This is a genomic window from Micromonospora desertarenae (genome assembly GCF_056150265.1).
The window spans coordinates 259,747-275,022 of record NZ_JAXCFQ010000008.1 but is presented as its reverse complement, the minus strand read 5'-3'; the positions used below and the strand labels follow the sequence as shown (position 1 = coordinate 275,022).

13 protein-coding genes are annotated in these 15,276 nt (G+C 74.2%); 1 reads left to right on the top strand and 12 read right to left on the bottom strand.

Features of this window, described 5'->3' with window-relative positions:
• Nucleotides 1-16: 16 nt before the first annotated feature.
• The 11 genes from SM577_RS19015 to SM577_RS18965 all read right to left on the bottom strand — a co-directional run bounded on the left by SM577_RS19015 (nt 17) and on the right by SM577_RS18965 (nt 13,657).
• Nucleotides 17-1,645 (bottom strand): acyl-CoA dehydrogenase family protein, encoded by a 1,629-nt coding sequence (locus tag SM577_RS19015; protein WP_474587555.1) that lies wholly within the window; start codon nt 1,643-1,645, stop codon nt 17-19.
• Nucleotides 1,642-2,241, bottom strand: a complete 600-nt coding sequence (locus SM577_RS19010) for a TetR/AcrR family transcriptional regulator (protein ID WP_474587554.1) — start codon at nt 2,239-2,241, stop codon at nt 1,642-1,644. Before SM577_RS19010 ends, SM577_RS19015 begins: the two co-directional genes overlap by 4 nt.
• Before the next feature lie 70 nt (nt 2,242-2,311).
• Nucleotides 2,312-3,361, bottom strand: a complete 1,050-nt coding sequence (locus SM577_RS19005) for a zinc-dependent alcohol dehydrogenase family protein (protein WP_474587553.1) — start codon at nt 3,359-3,361, stop codon at nt 2,312-2,314.
• Between the two features lie 67 nt (nt 3,362-3,428).
• Complete coding sequence (locus tag SM577_RS19000; RefSeq protein ID WP_302922112.1) at nt 3,429-4,631, bottom strand: D-alanyl-D-alanine carboxypeptidase family protein; 1,203 nt, start codon at nt 4,629-4,631, stop codon at nt 3,429-3,431.
• A gap of 70 nt (nt 4,632-4,701) precedes the next feature.
• Entirely contained in the window at nt 4,702-9,333 is a 4,632-nt protein-coding gene (locus SM577_RS18995; protein WP_474587552.1) for a hypothetical protein, read from the bottom strand.
• 50 nt (nt 9,334-9,383) lie between these two features.
• Nucleotides 9,384-10,025 (bottom strand): hypothetical protein, encoded by a 642-nt coding sequence (locus SM577_RS18990; RefSeq protein WP_474587551.1) that lies wholly within the window; start codon nt 10,023-10,025, stop codon nt 9,384-9,386.
• Between the two features lie 14 nt (nt 10,026-10,039).
• On the bottom strand, nt 10,040-10,744 hold the full coding sequence (locus SM577_RS18985; RefSeq protein WP_302922115.1) for a dihydrofolate reductase family protein: 705 nt from the start codon (nt 10,742-10,744) through the stop codon (nt 10,040-10,042).
• A gap of 155 nt (nt 10,745-10,899) precedes the next feature.
• A complete protein-coding gene (locus SM577_RS18980) occupies nt 10,900-11,715 on the bottom strand; it encodes an alpha/beta fold hydrolase (RefSeq protein WP_302922116.1) in 816 nt (271 codons plus the stop codon).
• Complete coding sequence (locus SM577_RS18975) at nt 11,712-12,584, bottom strand: short-chain dehydrogenase/reductase (protein ID WP_474580616.1); 873 nt, start codon at nt 12,582-12,584, stop codon at nt 11,712-11,714. Before SM577_RS18975 ends, SM577_RS18980 begins: the two co-directional genes overlap by 4 nt.
• On the bottom strand, nt 12,574-12,864 hold the full coding sequence (locus SM577_RS18970) for a DUF4873 domain-containing protein (RefSeq protein WP_474580617.1): 291 nt from the start codon (nt 12,862-12,864) through the stop codon (nt 12,574-12,576). Before SM577_RS18970 ends, SM577_RS18975 begins: the two co-directional genes overlap by 11 nt.
• A gap of 76 nt (nt 12,865-12,940) precedes the next feature.
• Entirely contained in the window at nt 12,941-13,657 is a 717-nt protein-coding gene (locus SM577_RS18965; RefSeq protein WP_474587550.1) for a TetR family transcriptional regulator, read from the bottom strand.
• A gap of 48 nt (nt 13,658-13,705) precedes the next feature.
• On the opposite strand from SM577_RS18965, the gene SM577_RS18960 reads away from it, so the two are divergent.
• Nucleotides 13,706-14,602, top strand: coding sequence for an AurF N-oxygenase family protein (locus SM577_RS18960; RefSeq protein ID WP_474587549.1), 897 nt, complete (start codon nt 13,706-13,708; stop codon nt 14,600-14,602).
• Nucleotides 14,603-14,647: 45 nt separating this feature from the next.
• Here the strand turns inward: SM577_RS18960 and SM577_RS18955 are convergent, their stop codons facing one another.
• Nucleotides 14,648-15,190: a winged helix-turn-helix domain-containing protein gene (locus SM577_RS18955; RefSeq protein WP_474580619.1), complete on the bottom strand. Its 543-nt coding sequence runs from the start codon at nt 15,188-15,190 to the stop codon at nt 14,648-14,650.
• Nucleotides 15,191-15,276: the final 86 nt, after the last annotated feature.

Sequence of the window (15,276 nt, the reverse complement as noted above, 5' to 3'; positions counted from 1 at the left end):
GGGGACCGGCGGGGCGTCAGCCCAGCTTGGGCACGGCGCGGGCGATGATCGCGGCGAAGTCGACGCCGCTGGGCAGGGTGCCGAACGCCTGACCGTGGTCGCCGCCGAGCCGGGAGGCGCAGAAGGCGTCGGCGACGGCCGGGTGCCCGTGCCGCACCAGCAGCGAGCCCTGCAACACCAGCGCCAGCCGCTCGACCACCCGGCGGGCCCGCAGTTCCAGGTCACCGGTGTCGGACAGGTCGGCCCGCACCTGGCGTACCGCGGCGTCGAGCCGGGCGTCGGCGCCGGCGGCGGCACTCACCTCGGCCTGGAACGCCGCCATGACCTGGGGCTCCCGGCCGAGCGCGCGCAGCACGTCCAACGCGGCGACGTTGCCGGAGCCCTCCCAGATGGAGTTCAGCGGGGACTCCCGGAACAGCCGCGGCATGCCGGACTCCTCGACGTAGCCGTTGCCGCCCAGGCATTCCAGCGCCTCCGCGGCGTGCGCCGGCCAGCGCTTGCACACCCAGTACTTGCCGACGGCCAGGGCGAGCCGCTTGAACGCGGTCTCGCCGGCGTCGCCGCGCGCGGAGCGGTCGGTCCCGCCGGCCAGCCGCATCATCAGCACGGTGGCCGCCTCGGACTCGACCGCGAGGTCCGCCAGCACGTTGCGCATCAGCGGCTGGTCGACCAGGTAGCGGCCGAACGCCTGCCGGTGGGTGGCGTGGTGGGCGGCGGTGAGCACACCCTGGCGCATCCCGGCCGCCGCGCCGATGACGCAGTCCAGGCGGGTCAGGTTGACCATGTCGATGATGGTGCGGACGCCGCGGCCCTCGTCGCCGACCCGCCAGGCGACGGCGTGCTCGTACTCGATCTCGGCGGAGGCGTTGGAGCGGTTGCCGAGCTTGTCCTTCAGCCGCATCAGCCGCATCGGGTTGCGGGTGCCGTCGGGCAGGACGCGGGGAACCAGGAAGCAGGTGAGCCCGCCCGGCGCCTGGGCGAGGGTGAGGAAGACGTCGCACATCGGCGCCGAGGTGAACCACTTGTGCCCGAGCAGCCGGTAGCTGCCGTCCGGCTCGGGGCGGGCGGTGGTGCTGTTGGCGCGCACGTCCGACCCGCCCTGCTTCTCCGTCATCGACATGCCGGCCAGCAGGCCCCGCTTGGTCAGTGGCGCGCGCAACCCGAAGTCGTAGCTGGTGGCGGTGAGCAGCGGCTCGTACCGCGCGGCCAACTCCGGCGCGTGACGCAGCGCCGGCACCGCCGCGTAGGTCATCGAGATCGGGCAGCCGTGCCCGGCGTCGGGCCGCCAGGTGTAGAACTTGGCGGCCCGGGCCACGTGCGCGCCCGGCCGGTCGTCCGCCCACGGGGCGGCGTGCAGCCCGTGCGCGACCGCCGTGCGCATCAGCTCGTGCCAGGCGGGGTGGAACTCCACCTCGTCGATCCGGTGGCCGTAGCGGTCGTGGGTGCGCAGCACCGGCGGGTGGTCGTTGGCCAGCCGCCCGTACTCGATCGCCGCCTCGCCGCCGCCGAGGCGGCCGAGTTCGTGCAGCTCGGCGGCGGCCCACCCGGCGCCCTCCCGCTGGAGCCCGTCGAGCAGGGCCGGGTCGTCCGCCGCGTCGTAGCCGACCAGCGGGGGAACCTGGTTGATGACCTCGTGCGTCGTCACGGCGACACTCCCAACGCGCGGTGGATGAACGTGATGAGACCGGGGATGGTGCCGGGGCCGGCGACCCCGGTGGCGAGCGGGCCGACCATGGCCTCGGCCAGGGCGCCGACCAGCGCGGTAGCGGTCAGCTCCGGGTCCTGCGGCGGCAGTTCGCCGCCGGCCACGCCCGCCGCCACGTAGCCGGCGATCAGGTCGGCGTACGCGCGGCGGAAGACCAGCCGCTCGGCGTCGACCGCCGGGTCGACCGGCTCGGCGAGCAGCGCGTACGCCAACCGCGGGGACTTCAGCGCGCGGCCGGCGAACGTCTCGACGACGGCGGACACCTGCGCGGCGGCGGTGCGCTCCAGCGCCGCGGCGCGGGCGACGGCGTCCACCTCACGCCGCGAGGCGGTGCGGAACACCTCGGCGAACAGGTCGGCCTTGGTGGGGAAGTGGCGGTAGACGGTGCCGGTGGCCACGCCCGCCCGCTCGGCGACCGTGGCGACCGAGCAGCCGGCGTATCCGGCCCCGGCCATGATCTCCAGCGCGGCGGTGATGATCCGCTGGCGCGAGGCGCTCAGCCGGGCCTTCACCCGCTCGGTGCTCCGGTACACCACGCAAGGATTGAACCACCGTTCACTCCTTGCGGACAAGGGCCGGGACCGCCACCCGGTCGGCAGGCCCCGGTCAGCTCGGACGGATCAGGCACATCCCGCCGGGCGCGGGCCGGTCCATGCTGGCCAGGGCGGCGGGCACCTCGGCCAGGCCGATGGTGCGGGTGACCAGCTCGGCGGGGCGCAGCACCCCGTCGGTGACCAGCCGCAGCAGCTCCGGGTAGGCGTGCGCGGGCATGCCGTGGCTGCCCAGCAGCTCCAGCTCGTACGCGATGACCAGCTCCATCGGCAGCGCCGGCCGGCCCTGGGCGACGGGGAGCAGCCCGACCTGCACGTGCCGGCCGCGCCGCCGCAGGCTCTCGATGGAGGCGGCGCAGGTGGCGTGGCTGCCCAGCGCGTCCAGCGACAGGTGGGCCCCGCCGCCGGTCGCCTCCCGGACGGCGGCGGCCACCGCGCCCGGGCCGGACAGCGCACTGCCGTCCAGGCATACCGCCGCCCCGCAGCGGACGGCCAGCTCGAGCGCGCCCGGCGCGACGTCGACCGCCACCACCCGCGCCCCGCACGCCGCCGCGATCATCACCGCGGAGAGCCCCACCCCGCCGCAGCCGTGTACCGCCACCCACTCGCCGGCGGCGACCCGCCCCTGGCTCACCACCGCCCGGAACGCCGTGGCGAACCGGCAGCCGAGCGCCGCCGCGGCCGGGTAGTCCAGCTCGTCCGGGAGGCGGACCAGGTTGACCTCGGCGTCGTGCACCGCCACGTACTGGGCGAACGAGCCCCAGTGGGTGAAGCCCGGCTGCGTCTGCCGTTCGCAGACCTGCTGGTCACCCGCCAGACAGGCCGGGCACCGGCCACAGGCGCAGACGAACGGCGCGGTCACCCGGTCGCCGGCCCGCCAGCCGCGGACGCCCGCGCCGACCGCCGCGACCACCCCGGCGAACTCGTGACCGGGGACGTGCGGCGGCCGGATGTCGGGGTCGTGTCCCTGCCAGCCGTGCCAGTCGCTGCGGCACAGCCCGGTCGCCTCGACCCGGATGACCGCGCCACCGGGCGGCGCCACCGGATCGGGGACGTCGCGGACCTCGGGCCGGGCACCGAACTCGTCGAAGATCACCGCACGCATGGGCGGCATCCTCACATGCCGGGGACCGTCGGCCTCGGCAGCCCCCGACCCGTCCCGACCGGGCGTCCTACCGTTCGCGGGCTCCCCGGCGTGCGGCCCGGCGCCACCACGGGATCGCCAGGACCAGGACGGCGAACGCCAGCGCGGCGCCGAGGCCGAGCCCGGCGGGCCACGACAGCGACGAGGACTCCCCGTTCTGCCGCTCGCCCTTCACCGGGACCACGGGCTGGTCGTACGTCTTCTCCTCCGGGCCGACCAGCTCGCCGACGGACGCGCCGTCGGGAAGATCGAAACCCCAGTTGAGCAGCGCGGACGCCTCGCCGAGGCTGCCCAGCGGGGCGGTCTCCGCGCCGAGCAGGGTCACCGCGAGCCGCCGGCCGTCACGCTCGGCCACACCGACGTACGTCTGCCGGGCCAGGTCGGTGAAGCCGGTCTTGCCGCCGACCGTGCCCGGGTAGACGCCGAGCAGCGTCCGGTCGTGGACGATCTCGAAGGCCGGGTTGGTCGGCTGCGCCGGAATCAGCGCCCGCGTGGTCGCGATGTACCGGCAGAAGTCCTCCCGGCCGAAGGTCGCGCGGGCGATCAGCGCGAGGTCGTACGCGCTGGTGTACTGCCCGGGTCCGTCGAGCCCCGAGGGCGTCGCGGCGTGCGTCTGGTAGGCCCGCAGCCGGCGCGCCTCCTCGTTCATCGCCCGCACGCCGCCCGGCCGGCCGGCCGCCCCGCCGCCCACCCGCGCCAGGGCGTTGGCCGCGTCGTTGCCCGACCTGAGCAGCAGCCCCAGCCACAGGCTCTCCACCGAGTACCGGCCGCCCGGCACCACCCCCATCAGCGAACTCTCCGGATCGAGGTCGCGCAGGTCGGCCCGGGTCACCTCGACCATCAGGGTGGGGTCGAGGCGGGGCATCAGGGCTGCCGCCAGCAGCAGCTTCTGCACACTGGCCGGAGTGCGGTGCTCGTGCGGGGCGCAGCCACCCAGCACCGCGCCGCTGTCCAGGTCGGCGACCAGCCAGGAGGTGGCGGTCACCGCCGGTGCCTTCGGCGCACCCGGTGGAACGGCCAGCCCCGCCGTGGCCAGCGCCGGCCCGCCGACGGCCCGGTGGGCGGGATCGACCGGTGGCGGCGACGGCGCGGCGGGCGGCGGTACCGGCGGCTTCACCGCGGGACACGGCACGTGCGGCGCGGCGGCGGCCCGGGCCGGCGGCGCGACCGCGACCACGGGCAGGACCAGGATGGCGCCGAGCGCCGCTGCGGTGACCGAAGAGGTGCTCACGATCCCGAACGTAATCGTCGGCACGCTCGCCGAACTCCGTTTCCGCAAAGCCCGGCGGTGGCGCCCGGCGTCACCGGGACTGGTGCGGGATGCGGAATGTGGAATCGGCACCGGCGCCCGCATTGTCCGGACCGAGTCGCACCAGGCGCCGAAGGGCCGGTACCAGGCCGTCGAGGTCTGATTCGCGCAGCCTGCGAATCTCTGCGGCGTAGCGGAGCGCCTTGTCGAGTTCCGCGCCCGCCACCTGGCTGAGTTCCCCGTGCACATGCGCGTTCGCCGCACCGACCAGCCGATTCACGCGATTGGGATGGTCGGCGGGGGTCAGGCTCAGTGCTGTCTCGAACGCCGTGATGGCCTCGGCGAGATCCTCCGGGTGTCCGGTGGGGCGGCGTCGCCACCGTCGGTGCAGCCAGTGCGCCAGGAGCGTGGTGGAGGCGGCGCGGTCCTGCAGGTCGTCGCGGGCGACCAGTTCGGTCTGCACCTCGAGGAGCCGGTCCAGGTCGCCGTCCTGTTCCGCGTCGGTGTCCACGCGTGCGGCCAACGCGTTGGCCAGGCCCGCCAGGCGACCGGTCCGGTTCGGGTGGTCGGCGGGCGTCGCCGCCAGCGACGTTTCGAGGGCATGTATCGCCTCGTGCAGGTAGACCCGGGTTCGCCCGCTCCGTGGCTCGCTGCGCCGGTGGAGCCAGTGCCCCAGGACGGCCCAGGAGGCCGCTCGGTCCTCCACGTCGTCCCGGTCGACCAGCTCGGTCTGCACCTGGAGCAGCCGGTCGAGGTCGCCGTCCTGCTCGGCGTCGGTGTCGATCCGCCCGGCGAGGGCGTTGGCCAGCGCGGTCAGGCGGCCGGTCCGTTTCGGGTGCTCGGCGGGGGTCAGGCGCAGCGAGTTCTCGAAGGCGCTGACCGCCAGGTCGACGTCGTCCGGGTGCTCGGCCGAGTTCCGTTGCCAGCGGCGGTGGAGCCAGTGGGCGAGGATGGCCCACGAGGTGGCCGGGTCCTCCACGTCGTCGCGGGCGGTCAGTTCGCTCTGCGCCTGGATCAGCCGGTCGAGGTCGCCGTCCTGTTCGGCGTCGGTGTCGGCTCGGCTGGCGAGGGCGTTGACCAGGCCGGTGAGGCGGCCGCTCCGCTTCGGATGGTCGTCCGGGAGCGGGCGCAGTGCCGCTTCGTAGGCGGTGATGGCGGCGGTGAGGTCCTCCGGGTGCTCCCCGGGCTGGCGGCGCCACCGCCGGAAGAGCCAGTGGGCGAACACGGCCGTGGACGCCGCGGGGTCCTGGAGATCGTCCCGGGTGACCAGTTCGCCCTGCGCTTGGAGGAGCCGGTCCAGATCGTCGTCCTGTTCCGCGTCGGTGTCGATCCGGCCGGCCAGCGCGTTGGTGAGGCCGACCAGGCAGGGCGCCCGGTTGGGGTGGTCCGGGGAGATCAGGTCCAGTGCCCGGCCGTACGCGGCGACGGCCGCGTCGAGGGCGGCGGACTGATCGACGGGCCCTCGTTGCCAGCGCCGGAAGAGCCACTGCCCGGATATCGCCCACGCGGTTCCCGGGTGCGGCACGTCGTCGCGGGTGGTCAGTTCGGTCTGCACCTGGATCAGCCGGTCGAGGTCGCCGTCCTGTTCGGCGTCGGTGTCGATCCGGCTGGCCAGCGCGTTGGCCAGGCCGGTGAGGCGTACGGTCCGCTTCGGATGGTCGGCAGGGGTCAGACGGAGGGAATCCTCGAAGGCCGCGATGGCGTCGGGGAGATCGTCCGGGTGCTCGGCGGGCTTGCGTTGGTATCGGTGGTGCAGCCACTGCCCGAGGATGGCGCGGGAGGTCGGCGGGTCCTTCAGGTCGTCGCGGGTCACCAGTTCGGCCTGCACCTCGACCAGCCGGTCGAGGTCACCGTCCTGCTCGGTGTCGGTGTCGATCCGCCCACCCAGCGCGTTGGCCAGGCCGGTCAGGCGCACCGTCCGCTTCGGATCGTCGGCGGGGGTCAGGCGCAGGGAGTTCTCGAAGGCGGTGATGGCGGCGGTGAGGTCGTCCGGGTGCTCGGTGGCGTCCCGCTGCCACCGACGATAGGACCACTGTCCCGACACGCTCCAGGCGACCGCCCGGTCCGGCACGGTGTCCAGGGCGATCAGTTCGGCCTGTACCTGGAGCAGCCGGTCGAGGTCACCGTCCTGCTCGGTGTCGGTGTCGATCCGGCCGGTCAGCGCGTTGACCAGGCCGGTGAGCTGCCCGGTCCGCTTCGGGTCGTCCCTCGGCGTCAGGCTCAGCGACGTTTCGTAGGCTCGCACAGCCGCGGAGAGATCGTCGGCGTGCGCGTTGGCGTCGCGCCGCCACCGCCGGTAGAGCCAGTGGGCAAGCAGTGCCCAGGACGTCGCCGGCTCCGACAGGTCGTCGCGGCTGACCAGTTCGGTCTGCGCCTGGATCAGCCGGTCGAGGTCGCCATCCTGTTCCGCGTCGGTGTCGATCCGTCCGATCAGCGTGTTGACCAGACCGCTGAGTCGCCCGGTGCGCCGGGGATGGTCGACCGGCGTCGAACCGAGCGACGCCTCGAAGGCCGCGACGGCCGCGGTGAGATCGGTCGGATGCTCCGTGGGAGCGCGCCGCCATCGCCGGTGCAGCCAGTGCGCCAGCACGGCCCGGGAAGCAGCCGGGTCCTCCAGGTCGTCGCGGTCGACCAGTTCGAGCTGTAGCTGGAGCAGCCGGTCCAGGTCGCCGTCCTGCTCCGCGTCGGCGTCGATCCGGTCCACCAACGAGTTGACCAACCCGATCAGGCGGGCCGTGCGGCTCGGATGGTCCACCGGGGTCAAGCCCAACGACTCCTCGTACGCCGCCACGGCCCGGGACAGCAGGCGCGGCTCCCGGGTCCGCTTCCAGGCCGCCCGGTAGTCGGCGGCGAGTTCGCCACGGGGGAGGCCCGGGTCGGGCTCCGGTCGCCAGCCGTCGAGAACGTCGCCGAGCAGCCGCCGGACCTCGCGATCGACGACCGACTCGTGGCGGGGGGCGTTCTCGTTGAGCCAGAGCTTGGCCGCCCGGGTGTCGCCCTGGTCGTGAAGCGTCTCGAACTCGTCGACCTGGGCGGTGCTCAGCTCCTTGATCACCGAGCTGCCGACCGCCAGTTGCAGGATCGGGCGCAGCCGGCTGACCAGGCCGGCGAGCGGCTCTTGCGTTCCGGGCAGGCACACACCCGCCGAGCAGATCTCACTCAACTGCTGAAGGTGGTCCAGCCAGTGCCGCGGTGACGGGTCGGCGGCGAGCCGGCGCCGATCGGACATCAGCTCCAGGCAGCGGTCGACCTGGGAACCGTGGGAGATCTTGCCGATCCCCAGCTCCGCCGCGGCCAGCGCGTGCGGGGCGACGTACGCGAGGGCGTAGCGGCCGGCCATGGCCCAGTTCCGGCGGCCGAGGTCGGACAGCGTCTGCGCGAGCCGGTTGTGGGCGTCCAGGACACCCTCGGGCCCGAGGCCGCCGTCGGAGACCCAGCGCCCGAAGTCGCCGTGGAAGAAGCGCAAGCGCGCGTCGTGCCCGCGCAGGAGCACCGCGCGGGTGTCGGCGAGCAGGCGGTTGAGCGCGTTGCCGTCCAGCCCGAGTACGGCGGCCGCGACGTCGTCGGGCAGCGCGGCGCCGACGTCCTGCGCAGCGGCGACCAGGCCGATCAGCGCGAGGGCCTGCTGCCAACGGCCGTCGACCCGCTCCCGCATCCGGTCCAGCGCGTCGCCGTACACCTCGGTCAGGCTGGCCGGCATGGCGACCGTCTCCGGCGGACCGTCTCCGGCGGCGACGTCGTCCGCGATGCTCCGCGCGGCGTAGAACGCCAGCACCCACACCCCGTCCGCCTGCTCGGCGATCAGCCGGGACAGCCGGGTGCGATGGGTCTCGTCGAGCTCGTGCAGCAGGTTACCCACGTAGCGCTCCAGGTCCTGCCGGTCCGCCTTGCCCGGACTGGCGAGGTCGATCAGGGTGGGCTGCAGCAGCGGGGTGAGGTTGACCGGTACCTCGGGCTGGCTGGCGAGCAGCAGGCGGAGACGGCCGAGGCCCTGGTCGGAGGCCGGGCAGCGGGACACGGCGGCGGCGAGCACCTTGATCACGTCGAGGAAGTCGCGGGCGTTGTCGCGGTACGCCTCGTCCAGCCCGTCGACCACCACGACGACCGGCGCGCCGGCCGGCAGGTTCGCCAGGGCGGGCAGCACGACCTCGCGCAGCTCGCGCACCGGGTCGGTGGTGCCCAGCAGGAGATTCGTCACCTCGATCCCGACGGCCTTACCGCCCGTCACCGACCCGACGCGGACGTCCGCCGAGACGCTCCTGGCCACCGTCGACAGGGCGGGAGCGTCGACCAGCGCCAGGAGCTGGTCGCGAAACGAGGGCCAGGAGAACTCGTCGATGCGGGTGGCCCGTACGTCCCGCAGGATCAGCGCACCGAGTCGAGGGCCGTCCGCCGCCGCCGCGAGACGGACGGTGATGCCGTACAGGAATCGGCTCTTGCCCGTGCCGGGCGGCCCCGAGATGACCAGGACGCGGGCGTTCTTCGCCGCCGGGTTCGTGAGCCAGTCGTCAACCTGGGACTCCAGCCACCGGCGCGGTACGAAGAAGGCGGGATCCGCGAGCAGCGAGGGGTCGGGCCCGATCCCGGACGGCCGCGCATTCGGGCCAGCGGTGGCGGGCCCGCCGGGATGGCCGTTGGATGTCGGGTCGGGCTGGGAAGCCGCGGCCTTGGCGTCAGTCGTCATCGAGCGCCTCACCGTGAGCAGGAGTGTGCCGCCGCTGGTGCTTTCCCGGCCTACCGGATCGTGTCGGCCTCCAGGCCGACGGCCGACCCACCCGGGCCGACCCGCCCCGCCTCGACGTGCCCGCGCGCCCCGCCACTGATGCTCCGGGCCCGCAACCCGGCGAGGTAACCGAGCACCTCGTCGACCGTGGCGGTGCCCACGACGGACCCGTCGGCGGGCACCGCCTCGCCGCGGAAGACGATGCGCTGACCGAGAACCGTTTCGAGAGCCCGCCGCAGCCCGTCGACGTATTCCAGGCTTTCCCGGTCGTCGGGGCTCAGCTCGTCGATTCCCTCGGCGTAGTCGGCGAGCTTCGCCCGCAGCTCGCGAATTGACGAATCGAGGTCCGCGAGCCGGTCGAAGTGGGCGACCGGGTCCTTCAGTTGGCCCTGGAACGCCTCGTCGGGCAGGGCCACCGACACCGGCTCGGTAACCGGAGCCCGGTCGTCGTCGCGGCGTTCGCGTCGTCGCCGCAACAGGTCACCGGCCAGGCCGTAGAGGAATTTCACGCCTTCCGTCAGTGCGACGATTCCGACCGCGGAGAGGGTAAGGGGATCCGGCACGGCGGCACCCTTCGATGGGCGGGCTGAGGTTTTCCCATATTGCCTCACCCGCGATGCCGGCGGATTGGCGACGAGTCGTTCAGTCGCCAATCCGACTCAGCACGTCACGACCTGACGATCGTCGGGCCGCCGCCGCTGCCACGGTCGTCGAGCAGCAGCGGGGCGCGGCCGCGCACCGCGTAGCGGATGTGGGTGACCTGCGGCGTGTGGATGACCCGGAGCTGGGTCAACTCGATCCCCTCCTTCTCGGCCAGGTCGAGGTCCGCGTCGAACAGCCGCAGGCCGGTGCCGAGCACCACCGGTACGACGTGCAGCTCCAACTCGTCGAGCAGGCCAGCCTTGAGCACCTGGCGCACGAGGCTGCCGCCGCCGGCCACGGCGACGTCCCGACCGCCGGCCACCGCCCGCGCCTGCTCGACGGCGCTGGCCACGCCGTCGGTGACGTAGGTGAAGCTGGTGCCACCCTTGCGCTCCAGCCGCGCCCTCGGGCGGTGGGTGACGACGAAGACCGGCGCGCGGAACGGCGGTTCCTCGCCCCACGGCAGCTCACCGCCGTCGGCCATCCGGCGGCCCATCACGTACGCCCCGGCGGCCTCGAACGACTCGGCGACCACGTCGGAGTTCGTGTCCCGCTCGCCGCCGGCGAAGCCCTGCCGTTCGCGCCAGGCCACCGCGTCGGTCACCCAGCGGGTGACCCGGAAGAAGCCGGCGCTCTCGGCGGAGGTCATCCAGTCGCCGTCGCCGGTGTGCCGTGGGCCGGCGTAGAACCCGTCCACCGACACCGACAGCTGGGCGGTCACCTTCGTCATCTCGTCACGTCCTCTCGATCCCCGGCACCCGCTCCGGGCGCCTGTTCGGTGAGGGGTCGGAGCCGACCGTGGCATCCCTACCGCGGCTCGACGTGACGCCGGTCACACCCGCCGAAGGGCCGGGGAGGGCGAACCTGACGGCGCCGGGGCGGTGGTCAGTCCGCCGGCCGGTCGGGGCGGGACACCGCGCCGGTGGTCTCCAGGATCAGGGCGGCGACCAGGTCCGGGTCGTCGCTCATCGGCACGTGCCCGCAGCCGGGCAGGGTCACCACCCGGGCCGCCGGCAGCCCGGCCCGGACCCGCTCCGCCTGGTGGACGCCGAAGATGCGGTCGCAGTCGCCCCAGCCGACCGTCACCGGCACCGCGCTACCGGCCAGCCGGGCGCAGTCGAAGCGGTAGTCGCGGGCGGCCCGGGCCACGGTGCCGAAGCCGACCGCCCGCCGCAGCGCGAGCGCGTCGCCCAGCGCGCGCTCGAAGTCCAGCGACCGCGGCCGGGCCACCAGCGGCGCGAAGCACATCGCCCGCAGGTACGCCGACCGCAGCGCGACCCGCATGACCGGCGTCGGCAGGTACGCGTTGGCCCGCAGCAGCCGGAGGATGGCCAGCGCCCGGCGCCGCTCGGCCGGGGTGAAGAAGCCGGCGGGGGAGAGGGCGGTGGCCGAGGCGACCGCCCCGGCGGCGGCGAGTTCCAGGCTGATCGCCCCACCGAGGCTGTAGCCGGCCACGTGCGGCCGTTCCAGTCCCCACCCGGTGAGCACCGGCAGGATCGCCGCGACGGTGGCGGCCATGTCGGCGGGCATGCCCGCGGCGGGCACCGGGGAGTTCCCGAAGCCGGGCAGGTCGAGCGCGATCACCTCGTGGTGGGCGGCGAGCCGGTCGAACACCGGCTCCCACGCCTGGTGGCGGTGCCCGATGCCGTGGATGAGCACGAGCGGCTCACCGCTGCCGGCGCGGCGGAAGTGGACAGTCACGACCGCCCCTCCACCGACGTCCGGCCGAACGAGCGGCCGAGCCCGCGTACCTCGTCCTCCATCTGGTCGACCAGGGTGCGGCCGCCCAGCCGGGTGACCAGCGCGTCCGTGACACCGCTGAGCACCAGCGGCCGCAGCGCCTGCACCACGGCGAGTGAACGCGGCACGTAGACCTTGCGGCTGCGGCGCTCGATGCCGCGCAGCAGGGCGGCGGCGCACCGGTCGACCGGCACCACGGTGGACAGCGGCCGGGGCAGCCGGCGCAGCGTGGCGCGGAACGAGGCCAGGTCGTCGCGGATGTCGCGGACCAGGTCGGTGTCGATCCAGATCGGGTGCGCGGTGCCGACGGTGACGCCGTGCCGGCGGGTCTCCAGCCGCAGCACGTTGGCGAACTGCTCGACGCCCGCCTTCGACGCGCAGTAGGCGGCCATCCCGGGCATCGCGGTGAAGGCGGCGGCGGAGGAGACGACCAGGACGTGGCCGCGGGCGGCGGTGAGGTGCGGCAGCGCCGCGCTGACCGTCCGGATCGCGCCGCAGAGGTTCACCTCGACGGTACGCACCAGCGCGTCGACCGGCCCCAGCGCGACCGTTCCGAGGTTGGCGATGCCGGCGTTGGCGACCACCACGTCGATCCCGCCGAAGCGCTCCACGGTGGACGCGACGGCGGCGTCCACGGCCGCCTGGTCGGTGACGTCGCACTCGTACCAGTGCCCGTCGAGGTCGGCGGCGACCTGCCGGAGCAGGTCGGGTTCCAACCCGACGACGGCCACCCGGGCGCCCCGGGCGGCGGCCTGGCGGGCCAGCCGCGCACCGATGCCGCGGGCCGCTCCGGTGACGAGGATCGTCCGGCCCGCGAGGTCACCGCGCATCGGCGTGCTCCCGTTCCGCCTCGTCCGGCCAGGGCGGGCCGCCCACGCCGGTGATCCGTACGCCACCCCAGGGGTCGACCTCGGCCAGCCGGGCCGGGCTGGTCCGGCCGGCGATGGCCACCTCCACGTCGCGCCGGCCGGCGCGGACCAGCCGGGCCACCGCCGGCTCCGGCTCGACCCGCCCGCCCCAGTGGTAGCGGCCGTCGACCGGCTCCCACCGCCCGCTCAGGTGCACGTGGACCGGGGTGTCGCCCAGGCGCGCCGGGCCGTGGTAGCTCATGCCGCCTCCTCGCCGCGCCCGCCGGCGGCACGGGGCGCCGCCGCGCCGCGCAACCGCCTGGTCGGCCCGGGCCGGCTCACGGCACGATCCGCTCGTGCGCGCGGGTGAGCTCGCGGGGCAGGTCGGCGCTGCGCCGTACGCCCTCGATGCCGCTCCACAGCAGCGTGGTCAGGTAGTCGGTGAGGGCCGCCCGGCGGATCGGCTGCCCGTTCGTGGTCCACCAGTCACCGACCGCCTGCACGAAGCCCACCAGGCCGTAGGCCCACGGCTCGGCCGGGCCGGCGTCGAGGCCGAGCGCGCGCAGCCGGTCGCCGATCACCCGGGCCAGACCGGCGGCCACCTGCCGGCTGGTGCCGGCGACCACTTGGTGGATGCCGGGATGGCTGGACTGGTGCATCAGGAAGCGGTAGAGCTTCGGCTCCGACTCGATCACCCCGAGGTACGCGTCGATGGTCGCCTCGACCAGGGCGCGTTCCTCGCGGACCTGCTCGACCGCCGGCGCCACGGTGTCGACCACCCGGGCCGCCACCACCTCGCTGACGGCCAGCCAGAGCTGGGACTTGTCGGCGAAGTAGCGGTAGAGGACCGGCTTGCTCACCCCGGCCGTGGCGGCCACCTGGTCCATGTCGACCTCCGGCCCGTGCCGCAGCAGCGCCTGCACGGCCGCCCCGATCAACTCCTGCCGCCGCTGTTCCCGATGGTCCGCCCAGCGGTCCCGACGGCCGTTGGCCCGCGGCGCGGGCGGGTCGCCCGAAGGCTCCGATCCATTGACATCCGTCACCGGCGATTGCATGCTACTACTCGTAACAGTTACCGGGCGTCACGTCAATATGGAGGGGTCATGGAGACCACGTCCGACCGGCCCGAGCGCGAGGCGCTCGCCACCCGGCTGCTCACCTCCTCCCTGCGCACCAGCTACGACCCGGTCGTCGAGATCGACTGGGATGCGCCGCCGGTGCCGGGGGCGTACTGGCTGCCGCCGGGCCGCAGCAGCCTCTACGGCACCCCGCTGTGGGCACACCTCACCGAGGAGCAGCGCGTCGAGCTGACCAAGCACGAGGTGGCCAGCGCGGCCAGCGCCGGACTGTGGTTCGAGACGATCCTCATGCAGATGCTGATCCGGCACTACTACGACGCCGACCCGACCAGCCGGCACGCCCAGTACGCGCTCACCGAGGTGGCCGACGAGTGCCGGCACTCCATCATGTTCGGCCGGCTCATCGAGGCGATGGGCTGTCCGGTCTACCGCGCGGACCCGGTCGACCACCTGCTCGGGCGCTTCCTCAAGGCCACCGCCACCGGCCCGCGGATGTACGCCGCGATCCTCATCGCCGAGGAGATCCTCGACGCGTTCCAGCGCGAGATCATGGCGGACGAGTCGCTGCAGCCGTTGATCCGGATGGTGTCGCGGATCCACGTCGTCGAGGAGGCGCGGCACGTCCGGTTCGCCCGCGCCGAACTGGCCCGCCAGGTCGACGCGGCCGGGCCGGTCGGCCTGTCGTACGCCCGGCTGCTGATCGGCCGGGCCGCCTACTCGATCGCCAACCGCCTGGTCCATCCGCAGGCGTACGCGGCCGTCGGCATCCCGCCGGAGGTCGGCCGCGCCGCCGCCCGCGCCAACCCGCACTGGCGCGCCACGCTGCGCTGGTCCGCCGCCAAGGTCCACGACCACCTGGCCGGCCTCGGCCTGGTGGCCGGACCGGGGCGTCTGCTGTGGACCCGCGCCGGCCTGATCTGACCGCTCGACGACACCGCGCCGGCCGCTGCTCGTGTCAGGCAGCCGTCAGGCGCCGGCGACCCTCGGTTGCCGGTGGTCGGTCAGCCGCAGGCCGACCCCGCGCACGGTGTCGATGGTGACCCCGGTGCCCAGCTCGGTGAGCTTGCGCCGCAGCCGCTTCACCACGGACTGCACGTCCGCCTTGCGCCGCAGCCCCTCGTTGCGCCAGACCGCCCGGTGCAGCTCGGCGTAGCTCCAGACCCGCACCGGCTCGGTGGTGAGGCAGCTCAGCAGGTCGTGTTCGAGCCGGGTCAGGCCGACCTCCCGGTCGCGGCAGTGGGCGGTGGAGCGGGCCGAGTCGATCCGCAGGGTGTCCTCGGCCGACGGCACGGCCGGCGCCGGCGACCCGCGGGGCAGCTGCCGCGGCGCCGAGATCAGCCGGCGCAGCTCGTCGAGGTCCGCGACGAGCAGCAGGGGCGCGATGCCGTCGAGCCGTTCGGCGAGCCGGATCCGTTCGGCCGGCGACGGTGTCACCGCGATCAGCAGCGGGAACAGTTCCTCGGCCGGTTCGGACCCACCCGGCACCGTGCTCTCGTCGTCCTCGGCCACCGCACCCGTCCCGAAAACGATGGGCAGCGTCTGCCCAGTTCCATCGTCGTCTGACAATAAATGGCAACCTTGCCGCCAGGCAGCAA

Excerpts from the sequence above, each read along its gene's own strand:
- SM577_RS19005 (WP_474587553.1), bottom strand. The coding sequence starts at position 3,361 with ATGCGTGCGGTGATCTTCGACGAGTTCGGTGCCCGGCCCGAGGTCCGC.
- SM577_RS18995 (WP_474587552.1), bottom strand. The coding sequence starts at position 9,333 with ATGACGACTGACGCCAAGGCCGCGGCTTCCCAGCCCGACCCGACATCC.
- SM577_RS18985 (WP_302922115.1), bottom strand. The coding sequence starts at position 10,744 with ATGACGAAGGTGACCGCCCAGCTGTCGGTGTCGGTGGACGGGTTCTAC.
- SM577_RS18975 (WP_474580616.1), bottom strand. The coding sequence starts at position 12,584 with ATGCGCGGTGACCTCGCGGGCCGGACGATCCTCGTCACCGGAGCGGCC.
- SM577_RS18970 (WP_474580617.1), bottom strand. The coding sequence starts at position 12,864 with ATGAGCTACCACGGCCCGGCGCGCCTGGGCGACACCCCGGTCCACGTG.
- SM577_RS18965 (WP_474587550.1), bottom strand. The coding sequence starts at position 13,657 with ATGCAATCGCCGGTGACGGATGTCAATGGATCGGAGCCTTCGGGCGAC.
- SM577_RS18960 (WP_474587549.1), top strand. The coding sequence starts at position 13,706 with ATGGAGACCACGTCCGACCGGCCCGAGCGCGAGGCGCTCGCCACCCGG.